The 18,376-nt window shown below is 46.5% G+C and carries 16 protein-coding genes; 12 read left to right on the forward strand and 4 right to left on the reverse strand.

Features of this window, described 5'->3' with window-relative positions:
- Positions 1–81: 81 nt before the first annotated feature.
- Both NLX82_RS08450 and NLX82_RS08455 read left to right on the forward strand, forming a co-directional pair.
- Entirely contained in the window at positions 82–594 is a 513-nt protein-coding gene (locus tag NLX82_RS08450) for an A24 family peptidase (protein WP_028543024.1), read from the forward strand.
- A gap of 63 nt (positions 595–657) precedes the next feature.
- Entirely contained in the window at positions 658–2,460 is a 1,803-nt protein-coding gene (locus tag NLX82_RS08455; protein WP_076294981.1) for a DUF6382 domain-containing protein, read from the forward strand.
- A 201-nt stretch (positions 2,461–2,661) separates the two neighbouring features.
- On the opposite strand, the gene NLX82_RS08460 is transcribed toward NLX82_RS08455, so the two are convergent.
- Positions 2,662–3,576, reverse strand: a complete 915-nt coding sequence (locus NLX82_RS08460) for a TIGR01777 family oxidoreductase (protein ID WP_076294980.1) — start codon at positions 3,574–3,576, stop codon at positions 2,662–2,664.
- A 297-nt stretch (positions 3,577–3,873) separates the two neighbouring features.
- Here NLX82_RS08460 and NLX82_RS08465 point away from each other — a divergent pair, with 297 nt between their 5' ends.
- The 4 genes from NLX82_RS08465 to ppnP all read left to right on the forward strand — a co-directional run bounded on the left by NLX82_RS08465 (position 3,874) and on the right by ppnP (position 8,915).
- Positions 3,874–5,001 carry a deoxyribonuclease IV gene (locus tag NLX82_RS08465; protein WP_023987630.1) on the forward strand — a complete coding sequence of 376 codons (1,128 nt, stop codon included), beginning with the start codon at positions 3,874–3,876 and terminating at the stop codon, positions 4,999–5,001.
- Between the two features lie 22 nt (positions 5,002–5,023).
- Entirely contained in the window at positions 5,024–5,923 is a 900-nt protein-coding gene (purU, locus tag NLX82_RS08470; protein WP_023987631.1) for a formyltetrahydrofolate deformylase, read from the forward strand.
- Between the two features lie 417 nt (positions 5,924–6,340).
- Positions 6,341–8,386, forward strand: coding sequence for a transketolase (gene tkt / locus NLX82_RS08475; RefSeq protein WP_254347779.1), 2,046 nt, complete (start codon positions 6,341–6,343; stop codon positions 8,384–8,386).
- Between the two features lie 214 nt (positions 8,387–8,600).
- The gene (gene ppnP, locus NLX82_RS08480) at positions 8,601–8,915 is read left to right on the forward strand and encodes a pyrimidine/purine nucleoside phosphorylase (RefSeq protein ID WP_023987633.1); all 315 of its coding nucleotides are present in this window, start codon (positions 8,601–8,603) and stop codon (positions 8,913–8,915) included.
- 108 nt (positions 8,916–9,023) lie between these two features.
- On the opposite strand, the gene NLX82_RS08485 is transcribed toward ppnP, so the two are convergent.
- Entirely contained in the window at positions 9,024–9,923 is a 900-nt protein-coding gene (locus NLX82_RS08485; RefSeq protein WP_068939912.1) for an NAD(P)-dependent oxidoreductase, read from the reverse strand.
- A 251-nt stretch (positions 9,924–10,174) separates the two neighbouring features.
- Here NLX82_RS08485 and NLX82_RS08490 point away from each other — a divergent pair, with 251 nt between their 5' ends.
- The 3 genes from NLX82_RS08490 to NLX82_RS08500 all read left to right on the forward strand — a co-directional run bounded on the left by NLX82_RS08490 (position 10,175) and on the right by NLX82_RS08500 (position 12,898).
- Positions 10,175–11,530 (forward strand): glucose-6-phosphate isomerase, encoded by a 1,356-nt coding sequence (locus NLX82_RS08490; protein ID WP_068939914.1) that lies wholly within the window; start codon positions 10,175–10,177, stop codon positions 11,528–11,530.
- Between the two features lie 148 nt (positions 11,531–11,678).
- Entirely contained in the window at positions 11,679–12,311 is a 633-nt protein-coding gene (locus NLX82_RS08495) for a YigZ family protein (protein ID WP_023987635.1), read from the forward strand.
- Positions 12,312–12,316: 5 nt separating this feature from the next.
- Complete coding sequence (locus NLX82_RS08500) at positions 12,317–12,898, forward strand: TetR/AcrR family transcriptional regulator (RefSeq protein WP_023987636.1); 582 nt, start codon at positions 12,317–12,319, stop codon at positions 12,896–12,898.
- Between the two features lie 173 nt (positions 12,899–13,071).
- On the opposite strand, the gene NLX82_RS08505 is transcribed toward NLX82_RS08500, so the two are convergent.
- Positions 13,072–13,473, reverse strand: coding sequence for a secondary thiamine-phosphate synthase enzyme YjbQ (locus NLX82_RS08505; protein ID WP_023987637.1), 402 nt, complete (start codon positions 13,471–13,473; stop codon positions 13,072–13,074).
- A gap of 220 nt (positions 13,474–13,693) precedes the next feature.
- Here NLX82_RS08505 and NLX82_RS08510 point away from each other — a divergent pair, with 220 nt between their 5' ends.
- Entirely contained in the window at positions 13,694–14,755 is a 1,062-nt protein-coding gene (locus tag NLX82_RS08510; protein WP_023987638.1) for a sulfate/molybdate ABC transporter ATP-binding protein, read from the forward strand.
- 165 nt (positions 14,756–14,920) lie between these two features.
- On the forward strand, positions 14,921–15,691 hold the full coding sequence (locus tag NLX82_RS08515) for an MBL fold metallo-hydrolase (RefSeq protein ID WP_028543019.1): 771 nt from the start codon (positions 14,921–14,923) through the stop codon (positions 15,689–15,691).
- A 14-nt stretch (positions 15,692–15,705) separates the two neighbouring features.
- Here the strand turns inward: NLX82_RS08515 and NLX82_RS08520 are convergent, their stop codons facing one another.
- On the reverse strand, positions 15,706–17,199 hold the full coding sequence (locus tag NLX82_RS08520; protein WP_254347787.1) for an aminotransferase-like domain-containing protein: 1,494 nt from the start codon (positions 17,197–17,199) through the stop codon (positions 15,706–15,708).
- 132 nt (positions 17,200–17,331) lie between these two features.
- Between NLX82_RS08520 and NLX82_RS08525 the strand changes: the two genes are divergently transcribed.
- Entirely contained in the window at positions 17,332–18,243 is a 912-nt protein-coding gene (locus NLX82_RS08525) for a DMT family transporter (RefSeq protein ID WP_254347789.1), read from the forward strand.
- Positions 18,244–18,376 lie beyond the last annotated feature (133 nt).

The following is an 18,376-nucleotide window of genomic DNA, read 5'->3' on the forward strand; positions in this document are numbered from 1 at the left end:
GACATAGACGGACAGGAATACCTACGATGGAAAGTGATTTGGTAGTCTGCTAGTTCTATTTTATAAAGGGGGAAGATCGCATTGACGTGGATGTATATTGTATGCGGAGTTCTGCTCGCGATCGCGTTAGTTACGGATTTACGTAGCATGAAAATCCCTAATAAGCTTACATTGCCCGGCATAGTGGTAGGCTTGGTGTTCAATACTCTGTTTGGAGGGTGGCACGGTTTTTTATTTGCTGTTGCTGGACTGGGTACCGGATTTGGGTTCATGCTGATTTTGTACTGGATGGGAGCTGTTGGTGCAGGAGATGTAAAGCTGTTCGGCTTGATTGGAGCATGGACAGGTGCCGCTTTTGCATGGCAGTCAGCTTTATATTCGATTTTTTTTGCAGGTATTATTGGCATAGGAATTTTGCTGTGGAAGAGGGAAACCATCATGAGACTGCGGCGCGTGGCTTTTAATTTAGGAGGATTTTTTCTATTTCGCAGCGGCAAAGCGCTGACCGGTGGAAATGAAGCGCACCTCAGGTTTCCTTTTATGACGGCAGTCATTCCGGGAGCGATCAGTGCTTATCTTTACTTCTTGCCATGACATGTCCGCTGGGGGAGATCATGCTACCTCACGGAGATAGGAAATTGTTAAGGAGGTCATGAATTGTTTGGTTTAAGCAGGGATTTTGCCCGGAACGGCGGGACATTTATGATTCTAAACAAGGAAGACGGGCTCAAGACCGATGATTTAAATTCCGTACAGACCGGCATGATGACTGGTAATCGGATTCCCGGTCTGCTGGAACTTAGAATAAAGGAAGTCGATTTTCAGATAGAGTTACATTACGATATTTCGGGGCAACGCATGCTTTCCCAGTTATGGAAAGGTGGGAGCGTGTCGACTTCTGATTTCTACCGGATTCTTTTTGAAGTGGCAGATGCCCTCCATCGCAGCCCGCAATATATGTTAGATATCCGCCAGTTTATTTTGCACGAGGATTATATTTTTCTAAGTGGTTCAGGTACAAGGGAAACCGCCAGTTTAACCTATGTTCCTTTACGCAGTTTACAGTATGCAGGGCAAACAGGCAGTCAATTTAAGCAGATGGTTATTCGTTTAATGACTCGTGTGGCCCACCTTCAGGGAGAATATATACAACGCATACTCGATCTGTGTGATAGAAATGAATTTGAATTGGGATTGCTAAAGGAACTGCTATTGCAAGGAATGAAGGCTGGTACAGAGAGTGCTAGCGTGAAGGGAGAAAGTATGGAAGGGCGAGCTTTTTCATCAGCCGACCCTATCATATCTGCTCATACCTCACAGGGGAACTATACTGATCGTGGCGGAACATACGGGCAAGAGCATCGGGAGACTCTGCAGGAGATTCAGGAGCTTAAACGGATCAATCGGCTCAAACCGTCCGTGAAACCAGAGGAGAATTCTGAGCTTGTAACAGAAAACGAAGTAGAAGATGTGGAGCCTGGATTGCAAAAATATAAAACCTACATTACTCTCGGATGTCTGCTCGCTTCGGCCATCGTGTGGCGTTATATTTATCTGGATCATCCAGAGACGGTACCGTTGATCATTTCCGTGGTGCTGACCTTGGTACTTGCCGCTGTTGCTTATATAAGCTGGACGGGGAAATGGGAGCGCAATCGAGCTTCATCTCATATGTACAGCGATTCAGTACCTGTATTGGATTCGGAATGGTTAGGAACTACTTCTTCCTCAGCACAGCGGAAAAATGATCGTTATCAGGTAGATAAGCTGACCGGATTTGTAGCGGGACGTCATCATCAAGACAAGCAATCTTCCGATTCGAGTGATCAAGGGCAGGAGAGCTGGAGATGGACTTTTCCAAACTCAGAATCTAAAAGCGCGGGAAACCGAGTTACGGAAGATAGGGATAACACTTCAGCAAACTATGACCTACACGAGCCATCGTGGAAAGGTGCGGGACGGGGAAATGAATTGGAAGCCAGTGATACCAGTGAGGCTTATTATAAGTCTCTCTCCGGGGTAACGGAGCTGCTAAATGCTGCATCTAAGCAGGAAACGATGCTGCTTCGTCCAGATCAAGAGATACAGATTTCACCTGTTCAGCAATCACCGATTGCTTGCCTGGAACGCAAGCCACTAGGTAGTGGAGGGACCGAGCGCATCCGGTTGCAGCCAGACCAATTCGTTGCAGGCAGCTTTATCATCGGGAGAGATCCGCAATTGGTCCAGTTTGTGGAGCATACGGATGGAGCTTCCCGTTCTCATATTGAGCTTTGCATAGTTACAGGAGAACATAGCCACATTGTTAAGGATTTATCCTCGACGAACGGAACTGCTCTGAATGGAGAGCCTATGGTGCCTTATAAGGAGTACATCCTGAATGAGGGAGACACTTTTAAAATCGCTGGAGTCTCTTATACTTATCGGTTGGACTCTTCTAAATCCTCCAATGCATCATAAATGAAGGTTATATGGATAGATGTCAAGAAGAGGCCTGTTAGATTTAGGGCTTCCTTCTTTATGAATAGTGGACTATTAATAATAATAAAATGAGGCATCTTAAAAACTTGCAGTCTGCTCGATAGATTGTGTCTGACTTAAAAAATGAACCCTAAGCTGGTAGTGACACTACCTACCAGCCTGGAGTTCCTCTTTTTGAATTCAATGCTGTTTTTGGGAAGAATGGAGTTCCTCTAGAGCGTCCTTAAGTGAAGGATAGTTAAACTTAAATCCGTGCTCCAGCGCTTTGTGCGGGAGTACTTTTTGGCCATCCAAGACAAGGGTGCTCATCTCACCGAGCAGTTTTTGAACGAGAATGCCTGGAACGGGAAACCAATGCGGACGGTGGTATACCATAGCTACTGTCCTCCCAAACTGGTCGTTCGTCAAGGGATGTGGTGATGAAGCATTCACTGCCCCGACGATTTCCGTCGTATGGATGCAGTACGTGATCAGACGAACGATATCCTCAATATGAATCCAGCTCATCCATTGATGACCGCTGCCTATTTTGCCGCCGAATCCGAAGCTATAAGGTATCTTCATGAGTGGGAATGCCCCTTTTTTTCTGTCCAGCACAAGGCTAATGCGTAACTTAATTAAACGGGCATCAGAAGGGTAGGCATTGGCGGCTTCCTCCCATTGCTCAACCACCTGAGACAAAAAATCTTCCGAACGACGCGGGCTCGTTTCATCGAATGTTTCGGTCAGGGATGTACCATAGGCGGCGACAGCCGAAGCCTGAATGATTACTTTCGGTTTTTTTTGTAGAGCATTCAATGCTTGAGCCAACCGGGCAACAGATAGCAGTCGTGATTGAAGAATTCTTTGTTTAGACTTATCCGTCCAGCGCTGATTCAGCGTTTCGCCTGCTAAATTAACGACCGCATCTGTGCCTTCCAGTACTTCAGGCTTTTGTTTTAATTCGTTCCAACTCATATATTGCAAGCGGGGGCTCGCTTCGTGTCCTACCAGTGGCTTGCGGGTAACGACTTTCACGGTGTATCCGTCGTCTAGCAGGCTTTTGACCAGTGCACTCCCCACCAATCCAGTTCCTCCACATACGATGATGTTCATGGAGCCAGCTCTCCTTCCGATTCACAAAAAAATACATCTGTTATAGAATATAACCCTTTTTGAGAAAAAAACTTCATATGAATGTACCTTTATACGGTTAAGGATGTCAATCCATGATTTTATTTACCCTCGTTTGACTAACATAAATTCTGATGTGTACTTTATCTACGTGTTCCCTTAATAGAGTCATTTAAGAAAGCTGCCATAAAAGCTATGTTGTTTGATTTCAATAATCACGTTAAAATGATTAAATTAAAATAAGACAAGCATAACAGGATAAGGGGATGAATCAGGATCATGCTGAAAATTGGTTCTCATGTGTCCTTCTCGGACAAAGGTCTGCTCAGCGCTACAAAAGAAGCGTCTTCTTACGGGTCCAGCTCCTTTATGATATACACGGGAGCACCGCAAAACACGCGTCGTAAGCCGATGGAGTCCATGTATTTGGAGGAAGGCAAGCAGTTAATGGCTGAGAAGGGAATGGAAGATATCGTGGTGCATGCCCCGTATATCATCAACCTTGGCTCTTACAAAGAAAATACCTATGAGCTTGCAGTCAGCTTTCTTCAGGAGGAAATTCGACGCACACACGCGATTGGTGTGAAAAATATCGTGCTGCATCCAGGCGCTTTTACCGATAAGGATGCAGAATACGGAATCGGGCGTATTGCTGATGGTTTGAACGAGGTACTAAACGGCGTGAAGGAGACAGATGTTAACATTGCGCTTGAAACGATGGCAGGCAAAGGAACGGAAATGGGTCGTAGCTTTGAGGAGATTGCCTCCATTATAGATAAAGTAGAGCATAACGAGCGTCTTACGGTTTGTATGGACACCTGTCACATTCACGATGCGGGTTATGATATCGTAAATGATCTGGACGGTGTATTGGAGCAATTCGACCGTATTGTCGGCTTGAATCGCATCGCAGTTGTTCACATCAATGATAGTAAAAATCCAGTTGGCGCTCATAAAGACCGACATACTCCTATCGGATCAGGCTGGATTGGCTATCAGACCATTCATAATGTGGTGCATCATGAAGCACTTCAAGGGCGTCCGTTTATTTTGGAGACGCCATGGATTGGCAAGGAAGCCAAAACTCAGCGTCCGATGTATGAGGTTGAAATTGCCTTGCTTCGCGGAAATGTAAAGGAGCGCTTTGGGGATGAGTTTGTGGGTCAGGTAGAGCAATTGCATTCGTTTTTCAAAAAACAGGATGTGGATGTCCGTAAATTTGTGCTGGACACCTGGGCTCTGCTAAAAAATGATGCCAAAGCAAGAAAAGCCGATCCACGTGAGCCGTTGGAGCGTCTGTATGACATGATAACGGAAGCGGCACTATTTCCAGATTTGAGCGAAGAACACATTAATCAACGGTTGATTGCCTGGTTTGCCGGCAGTCATTTGCCAGTGACGGTATAAGCTAAGGGGGATTAATAGCCACATGGAAATTCACGTAAAACATCAGCCAAATAGCACTCTGTCTGCCCATGAAAACCGCGCGCGTATGCTTGTATCTTGTCCAGACGGACCAGGTATTGTAGCGGCCGTGTCCCGTTTTTTGTACGAGCATGGGGCCAATATCGTTCAATCTGATCAATATACAATGGACCCGTCCGGCGGTATGTTTTTTATGCGGATTGAATTTGATCTGCCGAATTTGAGTGCAACCCAGCCACAGTTGGAGCAGGATTTTGCCGCTGTTGCTGAGCAATTCCGTATGGAGTGGACGATTTCTGCGGTTAGCCGCAAGAAAAAACTGGCTATTTTCGTTTCTAAAGAAGATCACTGTTTGGTAGAACTGCTGTGGCAATGGCAGGCAGGGGATCTGGACGCGGATATTTCATTGGTGGTTAGTAATCATCCGGATATGAAGGAGTATGTGGAATCATTTGGCATCCCGTATCACCATATTCCGGTAACAGCCGATACCAAACCGGAGGCGGAGCGCCGCCAACTAGAGGTCATTGGCGAAGACATTGACGTTATCATTTTGGCCCGTTACATGCAGATTATTTCTCCCAAGTTTATTGAGCATTATCGCAACCGGATTATCAATATCCATCATTCCTTTCTGCCGGCATTCGTGGGTGGGAAGCCATATGCCCAAGCCTATAATCGCGGTGTGAAAATTATTGGTGCTACTGCGCATTATGTAACTGAAGAATTGGACGGCGGACCGATCATTGAGCAGGACGTGCAGCGTGTAAGCCACGGAGATGATGTAAATGAGCTAAAACGGATCGGTCGCACCATAGAGCGGGTCGTTTTGGCAAGAGCCGTGAAGTGGCATGCAGAGGATCGTATTCTGGTTCATGAGAACAAAACGGTCGTTTTTAACTAATTTTAAAATTTTAGAAAATAAATTTGTGAGTATATATTTTTGGTTAAACAAAGCCTGTCGCATAACGGGCTTTGTTTTTTTATGTAAGGATTTTGCAAAATCCTCATGTGAGTTACTTGCCTTAATAAACAGTCAGTACATAATATTTTTTTGTGATTTTATAATTTTTTAAATGAGGTTAATACATTACGGGTATATTTATATGAGGACTCGGTACTACATTTCCACAATCATCTTTATAAACGATCTGGCAAACTTTCACGGCAGATGGTACAATACTTAAGAATGTATAAGTCATATTGAAACATTCAAGCAGATTCACTCACTTCAATAGACATCGTTTCTATATCGGACGGTGATTTGGAGAGTATGACCGAATGCAATTGACATACTTTATACAATATGAGGAGGCAAACCATGACTGACCAGAACCAAGCGATTCAAAAGGATGAAAACTCCACGATCGACAATTTGTCCATCACAACTATTCGTACGTTGGCAATTGACGCCATCGAGAAAGCAAACTCGGGACATCCTGGGATGCCGATGGGCTCCGCGCCAATGGGATACCAACTTTTTGCTAAAACGATGAATCATAATCCCGATCAACCTACATGGGTTAACCGTGACCGTTTTGTATTGTCCGCAGGACACGGTTCCATGTTGCTATACAGCCTTCTGCACCTGAGCGGCTATGATCTTCCTATGGAAGAACTGAAACAATTCCGTCAATGGGGCAGCCTTACACCGGGTCACCCTGAGTTTGGGCACACTGCTGGTGTAGATGCTACAACTGGACCTCTGGGACAAGGTCTCGCAATGTCCGTAGGTATGGCAATGGCTGAAGCTCAACTGGGTGCAACATATAATAAAGACGAATTTAAAGTTGTAGATCACTTCACGTATGCAATCTGCGGCGATGGCGATCTGATGGAAGGTATTTCCCACGAGGCTGCTTCGCTGGCTGGTCGCTTACAACTGGGCAAGCTGATTGTATTGTTTGATTCCAATGATATTACACTGGACGGCAAGCTTAATCTGTCCTCTTCCGAGAGTGTTGCCAAACGCTTTGAAGCTTACAACTGGCAAGTACTGCGCGTAGAAGATGGTAACGACCTTCCAGCCATCCAAAAAGCCATTGAAGAAGCGCAAGGCGACTCGACACGCCCTACGCTGATTGAAGTGAAAACAGTTATCGGCTACGGAAGCCCGAACAAACAAGGTAAAGGCGGACACGGTGGTACTCATGGTTCCCCGCTGGGATCAGAAGAAGCCAAGCTGACTAAAGATTTCTACAAATGGGTATACGAAGAGGACTTCCACGTACCACAAGAGGTTCGCGAGCATTTTGCTAAAGTAAAAGAGCGCGGTATCGCGGCGAACAAAGCATGGAATGAACAGTTCGCGAAATACAAAGCTGCTCACCCTGATTTGGCAGCGCAGTTCGAAACAGCTGTAAACGGCGATCTTCCAGAAGGCTGGGATCGTGATCTTCCGAAATACACGACTGGAGACAAAGCCGTTTCGACTCGTGTAGCATCTGGTAATGCTCTGAACGGACTGGCTCCAAACGTACCTTTCCTGACAGGCGGATCTGCCGATCTGGAGAGCTCCACGATGACACATTTGAACAACCTGACGAACTTTACGCCAGAAGACTACGCCGGCCGTAACATCTATTTCGGTATCCGCGAATTTGGTATGGCTGCTGCGATGAACGGCATGGCGTTGCACCAAGGTGTAAAAGTATTCGGCGGTACATTCTTCGTATTTACAGACTATCTGCGTCCAGCCGTTCGTCTGGCAGCTCTGATGGGATTGCCTGTAACTTACGTTCTGACTCACGACAGTATTGCTGTGGGTGAAGATGGTCCGACTCATGAGCCGATCGAACAATTGGCTTCCCTGCGTATTATCCCGAACCTGACAGTAATTCGTCCGGCGGACGGTAACGAAACTTCTGCTGCTTGGGCTTACACGCTGGAAAACAAGAAAAACCCGGTTGCTCTGGTATTGACTCGTCAAAACCTGCCAATCCTGGCTGCTAGTGCTGAGCATTCACGCGAAGGTATCAAACGCGGTGCTTATGTGGTTGCAGATGCAACTGACGGCAAACCGGTTGCTCAAATTCTGGCTACAGGCTCCGAAGTGCAATTGGCTGTTAAAGCTCAGGAAGCACTGGCAGAACAAGGTATCCAAGTACGTGTTATCAGCTTCCCAAGCTGGGATCTGTTCGAAAAACAAGACAAAGCATACAAAGATTCCGTTCTGCTGCCAGAAGTGAAAGCTCGTTTGGCTGTAGAAATGGCGTATCCACTGGGCTGGGAAAAATATGTTGGCGACCAAGGCGACATTCTCGGTATCAGCACATTCGGCGCATCCGCACCTGGCGACCGCGTGATTAAGGAATACGGCTTTACAGTAGAGAATGTTGTTAGCCGTGTGAAAGCTTTGTTGAAATAAAACACAGAGCATCTAAAACAGACAGTCGTAACCTGAGAAAGGCTTACGGCTGTTTGTTTCATACAGTTGATGTTTTGCAAAAAAATCACTATTGAATTCCAGTGTATAGCATACGGTGATACAGTGTGTATTTTCATACTGAAGCTGGAATCAAATCTATGTTATGATGCACAAATATTCATTCAACCATTGAGAGCAGATGAGGGGATAACGAATGACACAGTTTGATGGAGTAAGCGTAGTTAAAAAAGCAAACGTTTATTACGATGGTCAGGTTACAAGCCGTACAGTCATCCTGGGTGACGGAAGTAAGGTTACACTGGGTATTATGCTGCCAGGAACGTATGAGTTCGGCACGGATTCCCGTGAGATCATGGAGATTTTGGCAGGGGATTTGAGAGTGTTGCTTCCAGGTACTGAAGAATGGCTGGAAATACAAGGGGCGGCAACCTTTCACGTACCTGCAAAGTCATCATTTAAGCTGGAAGTACGAAGTGTAACTGATTATTGCTGTTCTTATCCCGAATAATAAGCCAAAACGGGTAAGCACACTCAGCTTTCAAGCCAAGTGTGCTTACCCTAAAGCTATGCCATATGTACACAAGCACAGCCGTATGGTTACAAAGAAAGGTACAGCTTATTCGAGAGGTTGACCACCAATGGTGCGGCCAATCCATGCTTCGTATGTCTTCACGACAGCGGATAGATCCTCGTCGCCGTAGCCTTGTGTTTGCCCGGCTTGAAACAGGCTTTTGGCAATGGATAACATAGGTGCAGGGATGGACAGGCTGTCTGTTAGTGAGGAAGCAAGCTTCAAGTCCTTAAGCATCAAGGCAAGTGAGAACTGGTTGCTAAAATCATGTTCAATGATTTTGCGCCCTTTCAGGTCAGCGGCCTTGCTGCCTGCCGATCCGAGTTGTACCAATTCAAGGAAGCTGTCTGCCGGGATACCGGATTTAGCCGCGATAGCAAAGCCTTCAGCCAGAGCGAGGTTATGAATACCAACCATCGTATTATGAGCGAGCTTGGCTACGGCTCCGCTGCCATTAGGTCCCATATGAAGTACCTTTTTGCCCAACGTATCAAAAACATCTGATTGTGCCGCAATGGCTTCTGCATTACCGCCAACCATGAACACGAGTGTGCCGTCTACAGCGGCGGGCTTACTGCCTGTTACGGGTGCATCAATGAAGGAACAGCCCAGCTTGTCCGCTTCGGCGGCCAGTTGTTTAACCAGCTCAGGTGAAATCGTGCTGTTGTCCATCACAGTCATGCCAGCCGTAAGACCGGCAAACACGCCGTCTTCGCCGTAATAGATGTCACGAATGGAGTGATCATCGCTGACCATGGTAATGACCAAGTGCTGACCTTCAGTTGCTTCACGAGGAGTTGAAGCTGTACGTGCGCCTTGCTCTGCCAGTGGTTCGCAGCGCGAAGCGGTACGATTATAAACTGTGACTCCGAATCCCTGCTTTAGCAGATTGGATGCCATCGGGGCGCCCATGGTGCCCAGTCCGATAAATCCGATGTTTTTCATTGCTAATCACCTTTCTTGTTGGAAGTTGCCGTCCGATGCAGATTGCGAGTTCGGCTTGAATTGAATATTGAAACAGGTTGATCTCAGTTAATTGTAGCATGGGCATGCTACCCTATCTACAAGAAGGGCTGTCAAGCACAGGATACACAGGTAACGCAAGCTTGTCAGGCCCAGCAAATTAAAGTATCCTATTCCTAAGTCCTTATGTTCGTATTCATGGTCTTAGTAATACCAAACAGGAGGTTCCAAACATGTCTAAAAAAGTTATTTTTGATTACACTAAAGCACTCTCCTTTGTAGGTCAGCACGAAATTGATTATCTTGCAGAGCCTATCAAGTTGGCTCATGAGCAACTGCACAACCAAACCGGTGTAGGTTCCGATTTCTTGGGTTGGATTGACCTGCCTACTAATTATGATAAAGAAGAGTTTGCGCGCATCCAAAAGGCTGCTGCTAAAATTCAAAGCGATTCCGAAGTACTGATCGTAATCGGTATCGGCGGTTCTTACCTTGGAGCACGTGCTGCGATCGAAATGCTGTCGCATTCTTTCTACAATGCGCTGCCTAAAGATCAACGCAAGGGTCCAGCTATCTATTTTGCAGGCAACAACATCAGCTCTACATATGTAAATCATCTGTTGGAACTGATTGAAGGAAAAGACTTCTCAGTGAACGTCATTTCTAAATCAGGTACCACAACAGAGCCAGCTATCGCATTCCGCGTATTCCGTGCAGCTCTGGAGAAAAAATACGGTAAAGAAGAAGCACGCAAGCGTATTTATGCAACGACGGATAAAGAACGTGGTGCTTTGAAAAAACTGGCTAACGAGGAAGGCTACGAATCCTTCATTATTCCTGATGATGTGGGTGGTCGTTATTCCGTGCTGACAGCAGTAGGCTTGTTGCCGATTGCTACTGCAGGCATTAACATCGAGGAAATGATGCAGGGGGCGGCAGACGCTTCCAAAGAGTACAGCAACCCGAATGTAGCTGAGAACGAGGCTTATCAATATGCAGCCGTTCGTAACGCTTTGTACCGCAAAGGTAAAGCAATTGAAATTCTCGTAAACTATGAGCCGTCTCTTCATTTTGTATCCGAGTGGTGGAAACAGTTGTACGGAGAAAGCGAAGGCAAGGATTACAAAGGCATTTATCCTGCTTCTGTTGATTTCTCGACAGACCTGCACTCCATGGGACAATTCATTCAGGAAGGCAGCCGCAACATTTTCGAAACGGTAATCCAAGTTGAAAATGTACCTAGTCACATCACCATCGAAGCAGATGAGGATGATCTGGACGGACTGAATTTCCTGGCAGGCAAAACTGTGGATTTTGTAAACAAAAAAGCATTCCAAGGTACATTGCTGGCTCACACAGACGGACAAGTACCGAACCTGATTGTAAATATTCCTGACTTGAGCCCTTACTCTTTCGGCTATCTTGCTTATTTCTTCGAAAAAGCTTGCGGCATTAGCGGCTACCTGTTGGGCGTAAATCCGTTCGATCAACCGGGCGTAGAAGCTTACAAGAAGAACATGTTTGCGCTGCTTGGCAAACCAGGCTTCGAAAAAGAAAAAGCTGAGCTTGAAGCGAGATTGTCTGAATAAGAGTGCTGTAATCTCTGATGCGAAACAGGATTTCGGTCAGAAGTGTTATAGTGTATAGCATCAATTAAAGTACAGGAAAGCAGTTCACCAGCTGCCAGAAGCGGGGGACTGCTTTCTTGTAAAATGAAGTAAGGAAGGTTATACGTGTATGTTGGAACAATACCGAACCGTACGCGGTGCCGGCAACAAGGAAATTGTGATCCGAAAATCCCGTTTTATCGGTCATATTCAGCCTGTTCAAACTGAGGAAGAAGCAACTGCTTTCATAGAACGTATCAAAAAAGAGCATTGGAACGCTACCCATAATTGTTCTGCTTACATGATTGGGGAAAGAGACGAAATCCAAAAGCAATCGGATGACGGAGAACCGAGTGGTACGGCTGGAAAGCCTATTTTGGAGGTGATCCGCAACCAGAAGCTGAAAAATGTCGCTATTGTTGTTACCCGTTACTTTGGTGGGATTTTGCTGGGAGCAGGCGGTCTGATTCGCGCATATTCAGATGGTGCTGTTGCAGCAATCGAGGCAGGGGATGCAATTACGCGTGTGCTGCATCGCGAAGTTTTTGTAGAATTGGATTATACCTGGTTGGGCAAAGTGGAAAATGAATTACGCAATCGCAGCATCCGCACTGGAGAAACAATGTTTACGGATAAAGTTACCTTAACCTGTCTGCCGCTGGCTGGTGATGCGGAATCCTTCAGCAACTGGATAACAGACTTGACGCAGGGGCAATCGCTTGTGTCGGAGGGAGAGCAGCTTTACTTTATTGAAGGGGAATAAATAATATGGCTAGAAGAGCAGTAGAACAGGAGTTGTCAAGAGGGCGGATTCTGGAAGCGGCCAGGCACTTGTTTATTACCAAGGGCTACCGTGCGATTTCAATGCGCAGCATTGGCCAGCATCTGGGTTACAGTCATGGTTCGTTATATTATCATTTTAAAGAGAAGGCTGAACTGTTCTATGCCATTGTGATTGAAGATTTTAATACATTGCGTGGGATTCTACTGCAAGCAGCAACAGGTACGTCTGATGATGGCTTGAGCAGACTGGAGTACTTGATGCTGGAATTTATCCGTTTTGGTTTGGAAAATCCATATCAGTACGAAATTATGTTTATGATGCACGATGAAGAACTATTTGCATACTGTCGCACAGAGCAAAATCGTTGTGTGGAACTATTTGCGTCTATGATCCGTCAAGAATTGAGTGGTCAGGGGCACTCGGAGGAAGATTGCTCAAGGGTACCGAAAAGCCTGTTTTTATCCATGCATGGCTTTGTATCCTTTTATATTCAGGACGGTTTAACATTTGAAGAAATTAGGCCCGCTGCTTTAGCACATGTAAAGCTGCTGTGCAGACACCTATGAGCGTACCTGCATTCACACGCTTCAGCCATGAACATGTAGGGCGCTTTTCTGGGTGTATGCACTTCATGACGGTAACTTATCATTACGGTACTTTGCGAAAGCGACTAAGGATTTAACAGACGATGATGCATCCAGTAGGAAAACATCATGGTCTGTTTTTTTTACCCGGTCCTTTAGCCCTCCATGATCTTTACATGGTATTGGCGTCTGCGTGGTCCGTCGAATTCACAAAAATAAAGTCCCTGCCATCGTCCGAGCAACAGCTTTCCATCATGGATGATGATTGTTTGTGAGGGGCCTGTCGTAATGGATTTTAAGTGGGACGCTGTATTTCCCTCCATATGGCGATATTGGGGATGCTCCCACGGATAAACTTCATCTAGTCTTAACATCACATCATGTTTGACATCTGGGTCTGCATTTTCATTAATGGCGATGCCGGCTGTCGTGTGTGGACAATAAACAAGTGCGGTTCCTTGTTGTACCCCGCTTTTTTCGATCAATGAAGCAACCTCTCGTGTAATATCGCGCATTTCATCTCGCCGTGTAGTGGATAATTCTAAAGTATGCAGCAATGACTCCATCTCCTTTCTTCTTAATACTTTACCCTTTTAATTCCTAAGATAATATATAGAGTTGACGAAAATTACTTTCCTTTGATAAAGTATCACATAAGAAAAAACAAAGTATATGCATTGGAATAATTAAATGTTTCAAATGAGGTACGTGCTTTGCGGTAAGCAAGGCTGCTGCTGTGCCTGAACAGGTCCAGAAGCGGAAAGGAAGTGTACGAATATGCATGTGGAAGTAAGAGGATTAAACAAGCATTTCGGTAATTTTCATGCAGTAAAGGACGTATCTTTTGATATTCAGGCGGGCCATCTTATTGGCTTACTCGGTCCAAGTGGTGGGGGGAAAACTTCCATTCTTCGCATTTTGGCGGGTCTGGAGCAACCGGATGCGGGAGAAATTCATTTTCATGGAAAAAGGGTAAACGAGCTGTCCCCGCAGGAACGTGGAATCGGATTTGTATTTCAAAACTATGCTTTGTTCAAGCACATGAGCGTCTACGACAATATTGCCTTTGGCCTGAAAGTGAAAAAAAGCTCCAAAACCCGCATCAAGGAACGGGTCACAGAGTTGGTCGAACTAACGGGGCTCAAAGGTTTTGAGCATCGTTATCCGCATCAGTTGTCAGGTGGACAACGACAGCGGGTTGCTTTTGCGCGTGCTTTGGCACCAGAGCCTCAACTGTTGCTGCTGGATGAGCCTTTTGCGGCTATTGATGCCAAGATTCGTCAGGAGCTGCGCACCTGGCTGCGAGAGTTGATTGAGCGGGTGGGCATTACTTCAATTTTTGTCACCCATGATCAGGATGAGGCGATTGAAGTAGCGGATGAAATTATGGTGATTAATCAGGGACGACTGGAGCAGAAAGGAACGCCTTGGGATATTTATAAAAAACCGGGTACCCCGTTCGTGGCTTCCTTTATTGGGGAATCTACAGTGATTGAACAGGCAGGCAGTCTTAGAGGCTTCGAAGAAGCTGCTGGAGTGGGAACACGTGCCTTGATCCGTCCGGAGTATATTGATGTCGGGCCAAGCGAGGAATTTACGCTTCTGTCGGCGACCGAGGAAGGCATAGTGAAGCATTTGCATTTTCGTGGAAGTGAGTGGATGGTTGAAGTACAGGTCGGGGATCATCGTCTCATGACATACCGCTCACTGGAGAAGTCTACGCTGGAACCTGGTCAGCAGGTGCGAGTGTTGGTGCATCGAGCCTATCTCTATAATGACCAGTCCAGCTGGATGGTGGAAAACCGCCTGAAGGAAGATCCAATGCCTATCATCATTTGAAAATAAATACGATCACGCATGAGGGGATGTCTAGCCGGATTTCACGGCTTTGGGCATGCTCCTTTTGGCGTTGGACGCTGGAAGGATTTACGCAGATGATTTACGTAGAATCGGTCTGTTCGTTATAATAGTAGTAAAAAGACCCAGATAGATAGGAGTTAAACCATGAATCGGCTTATTTTTCTTGGCACGGGGGATGCAATGGGGGTTCCGCGTGTATATTGTGATTGTCTCGTATGCACAGAAGCTCGCACGACAGGGGCGAATGTAAGATTGAGATCGTCTGTGCTGATCGAAAGCGAGACGGAGGACTTTATGATTGATTGTGGCCCGGACTGGCGCAGACAGCTAGAATTGCGCGGTCTGCGTTATATCCCTACGATCCTTGTGACACATGCACATTTTGACCATATTGGAGGATTACCAGAATGGGCAGATGCCTGTCGCTGGACTGGGAACAGAGGTCGCTTGTACGCGCCACAGGAAGTGATTGACACGATCTTGCGTCAATTTTCCTGGCTCTCTGGAAACTTGGATCTTATTCCAGTAGACCAGGGAGCCCAACTTGGCGGATGGAATATCCGGGGATGGCGTGTGAATCACGGGAAGAACGGATATGCCTACGCTTATCGTCTGGAAAAGGACGGCTTCTCGTGGGCTTACTGTTCGGATTCGATTGGATTGAATGAGGTGGAAATTCTGCCCTTGCACAATCTGAATTTGCTCGTCCTGGGAACGAGTTTTTATCATGAGGAGGCCGAGTATGCCACCCGTTCCGTATATGACATGCTGGAGGCTCAGGAGCTTATAGGAAGGCTTAAACCCGAAAGCACAGTGTTTACACATATGTCCCATGATGTGGATGTCACACGCAACTATGGGCTTCTGGAAGGGATTAGCTTGGCACACACCGGCATGAGTTTGCCGTTAGAATAAAGGTGCCCTTACCTTTACATCGTTTGACTGATACGTAGAAGTGTGGAGATTCCTTCTTTGATTTGTAGCTCGTTGGCGTATGAATAAGACAGCCGTATATGCGTTTTACCCTCTGCGCAGATGGGATCAAATACATTGCCGGGGACAAAGGATACAGACTCTTGTAAACTTTTGGCAAGTAATTCATTAGGTTTCAACGTAGAAGGCAGCTGGAGCCACAGGTTGAGTCCCCCTGCCGGGCTGGTCCACGTCCAACCGGAGTCGCGGAGACTGTCTTCCATCGTTTCCTTACGAATCTGGAGCGCGATACATAGCTTTTTAATATGCTGCTGCATACGTGGAGATTGAAAGTATTCTAAAAACAGCTTTTGATTCAGCAGTGGCGATCCATTGTCCACTAACGCTTTGACGTTCAGTAGGCTGTTCATGAGCTGTGGTCGGCAGGTCACGGCTGCGATTCGTAGACCGGGTGCGACATATTTACTGTAACTTCGAATGTAGACGACGCTTCCCGAAACATCATAGGCGAAAATCGGAGAAGGGGGCTTTTGCCCAAAGCTAATGTCATAGGTGCTGTCATCCTCAACAATAAGGCAGCCATAGCGCTCGGCTAGTTCAGGCAGTCGTTTGCGCTGCTCATCGGGGACCGTAAAGCCCGTCGGGTTGTGGAATGTTGGATTCATATAAAAGAGGCGTGGTTTTTCCGTTTTCATGCACCACTCAATCTGGTCCATATCATAACCTTCTGGTCGAATATCAGTCATAGTCAGACGTGCGCCTAGTCTACGGAATATTTCCATAGCGGGGCCATAGGCAGGGCGTTCGATCAATACACGGTCTCCTGTACGGAGCAGAGATCGGGCAATTAAATCAATGGCTTGCTGTGCTCCGGAGGTAATCAGCACTTCATCCGGTGATAAAGCAAAATGCTTATCCACGCTAAAATGCTGCGCCATGGCCTCCCGAAGCTCGGCATCGCCCTGCACAGCGGAATAGGTGGCCGCTACTTTCGGATGCTTTTCAAATACCTGCATCATCAGCTCTCCCCAAAATCGATTGGGCAGGAGCGAGGGGTCAATCAGCGCTTTGGAAAACTGGAAATTCGCATTTACCGATTGAACGCGGCTAAGTCCATCCATTCCTCTCCAGGCTGAAACTGACGGATCATCTGCCGCATGGGCAGATTCGGAGTGAATCGTGAGGTCAATGGACGAATGTCCCGAGTAGCCAGCATATTTTGCATGCCCAGTCGCTTGGGAAGCATGAACGTAATATCCTGATTTGTCTTTTACATAGACCAGTCCCTGTTGCTTCAACTCCTGATATGCCCGGAAAACAGTTAGCCGATGTACACCCAGCTCCTGAGCCAAGCTTCGTACGGACGGCAGCTTCATGTCTGTTTGCCAATCCCCGCGATCAATCCGCACAGTTACATAATGGATAACCTGCTCATACAGCTTTAAGGCATGATCGGCTGGAAAGAGTAGTTCGCTGTTGTTCTTACCCATGCTGTCCACGCTCCTTTCTGTGTATTGTACTATATAGCACTTTAAAAACGTATACAACTGTTCTGTAGTTATACATCTGTTCTGTTCGTCCCCCTGTATGCTTAAAAGCAACTGAAGGGAGAGGGACGTATCATGATAGGTATCGCGTTTACAGTAATGTGTATTATTTTTGGCACAACGTTTTTGGCCATAAAAGTGGGAGTGGAAGCCGGACTTCCACCATTCCTATCGGCAGGTGTACGTTTTTTCGCGGCAGGGGCGATATTGTTCATTGCTATGAAGCTGACCGGAAAAGTACGATGGTCGTTATTATGGCGTAAGGAAATGTTGCTGATTGGAGCAGGAACGACCTTCGGTACATTTTCAGCCTTGTATTGGGCAGAGCAATATGTCAGCTCGGGGATCGGAGCTATTTTGTCAGCTACCGGGCCGATGATGATCGTCATTTTGCAATCTGTACTGCTACGGCAAAAAACGTCACGGATTACGGTCGTTGGCTGCATGATCAGCTTTCTTGGTGTGGTACTGGTTGTGCTGCCCGGATTGGCGGTTCAGATCAGTGGTCTGTGGCTGGCGGGATGCCTTGTCATTTTGCTGGGGGAGCTGTGTTATTCCGGGGGAGCTCTTTATTCCAAGCGAGTGATGGATGTATTTCGTGAAACGAACCCAATTGCCCTGAATGCGGCGCAAATGATCCATGGGGGATGGATGCTGCTGTTACTGTCTGCGATCACGGAACCGTGGAGTTCTGAGGGGTGGCAGTACCTTCCTGCCATGGGGTCTTTACTTTATCTGATCCTGTTTGGTTCAATGATTGCACATACACTGTTCTACTGGCTCATGGAGCGTACAAATCCCCTGTTTCCGATGACGTGGCTGTATATATCACCGCCGATTGCGGTGGGCTTGGGAGCGTTGTTGTATGGAGAGCATGTAAGCTGGTGGATGCTGGCTGGGGTGCTGCTCATTGTGACCGGACTAATCCTTATGAACAATGGAATTATCCGTCTGGTGAACAGGCGCAAGGTACGTTCTGCTGCCTGATATTTTATAGCGGTCAGGTTATTATATGATCTGACAGAAAAGGCCTCCAAACTGTCGTATGTTACTGATCATGCGACGTTTGGAGGCTTTGTTGTTGTATTACTTTATTTAAGTATTATGGGAGCAGGCACTT

The sequence above is a fragment of the Paenibacillus sp. A3M_27_13 genome, from assembly GCF_024213315.1.
GTDB classification, from domain to species: Bacteria; Bacillota; Bacilli; order Paenibacillales; family Paenibacillaceae; genus Paenibacillus; species Paenibacillus polymyxa_B.

Coding starts and splice junctions, on each gene's coding strand:
- NLX82_RS08525 (WP_254347789.1), top strand. CDS start 17,332: ATGATAGGTATCGCGTTTACAGTAATGTGTATTATTTTTGGCACAACG.
- NLX82_RS08490 (WP_068939914.1), top strand. CDS start 10,175: ATGTCTAAAAAAGTTATTTTTGATTACACTAAAGCACTCTCCTTTGTA.
- NLX82_RS08500 (WP_023987636.1), top strand. CDS start 12,317: ATGGCTAGAAGAGCAGTAGAACAGGAGTTGTCAAGAGGGCGGATTCTG.
- NLX82_RS08495 (WP_023987635.1), top strand. CDS start 11,679: ATGTTGGAACAATACCGAACCGTACGCGGTGCCGGCAACAAGGAAATT.
- NLX82_RS08465 (WP_023987630.1), top strand. CDS start 3,874: ATGCTGAAAATTGGTTCTCATGTGTCCTTCTCGGACAAAGGTCTGCTC.
- NLX82_RS08510 (WP_023987638.1), top strand. CDS start 13,694: ATGCATGTGGAAGTAAGAGGATTAAACAAGCATTTCGGTAATTTTCAT.
- ppnP (WP_023987633.1), top strand. CDS start 8,601: ATGACACAGTTTGATGGAGTAAGCGTAGTTAAAAAAGCAAACGTTTAT.
- purU (WP_023987631.1), top strand. CDS start 5,024: ATGGAAATTCACGTAAAACATCAGCCAAATAGCACTCTGTCTGCCCAT.
- NLX82_RS08520 (WP_254347787.1), bottom strand. CDS start 17,199: ATGGGTAAGAACAACAGCGAACTACTCTTTCCAGCCGATCATGCCTTA.
- NLX82_RS08460 (WP_076294980.1), bottom strand. CDS start 3,576: ATGAACATCATCGTATGTGGAGGAACTGGATTGGTGGGGAGTGCACTG.
- NLX82_RS08485 (WP_068939912.1), bottom strand. CDS start 9,923: ATGAAAAACATCGGATTTATCGGACTGGGCACCATGGGCGCCCCGATG.
- tkt (WP_254347779.1), top strand. CDS start 6,341: ATGACTGACCAGAACCAAGCGATTCAAAAGGATGAAAACTCCACGATC.
- NLX82_RS08515 (WP_028543019.1), top strand. CDS start 14,921: ATGAATCGGCTTATTTTTCTTGGCACGGGGGATGCAATGGGGGTTCCG.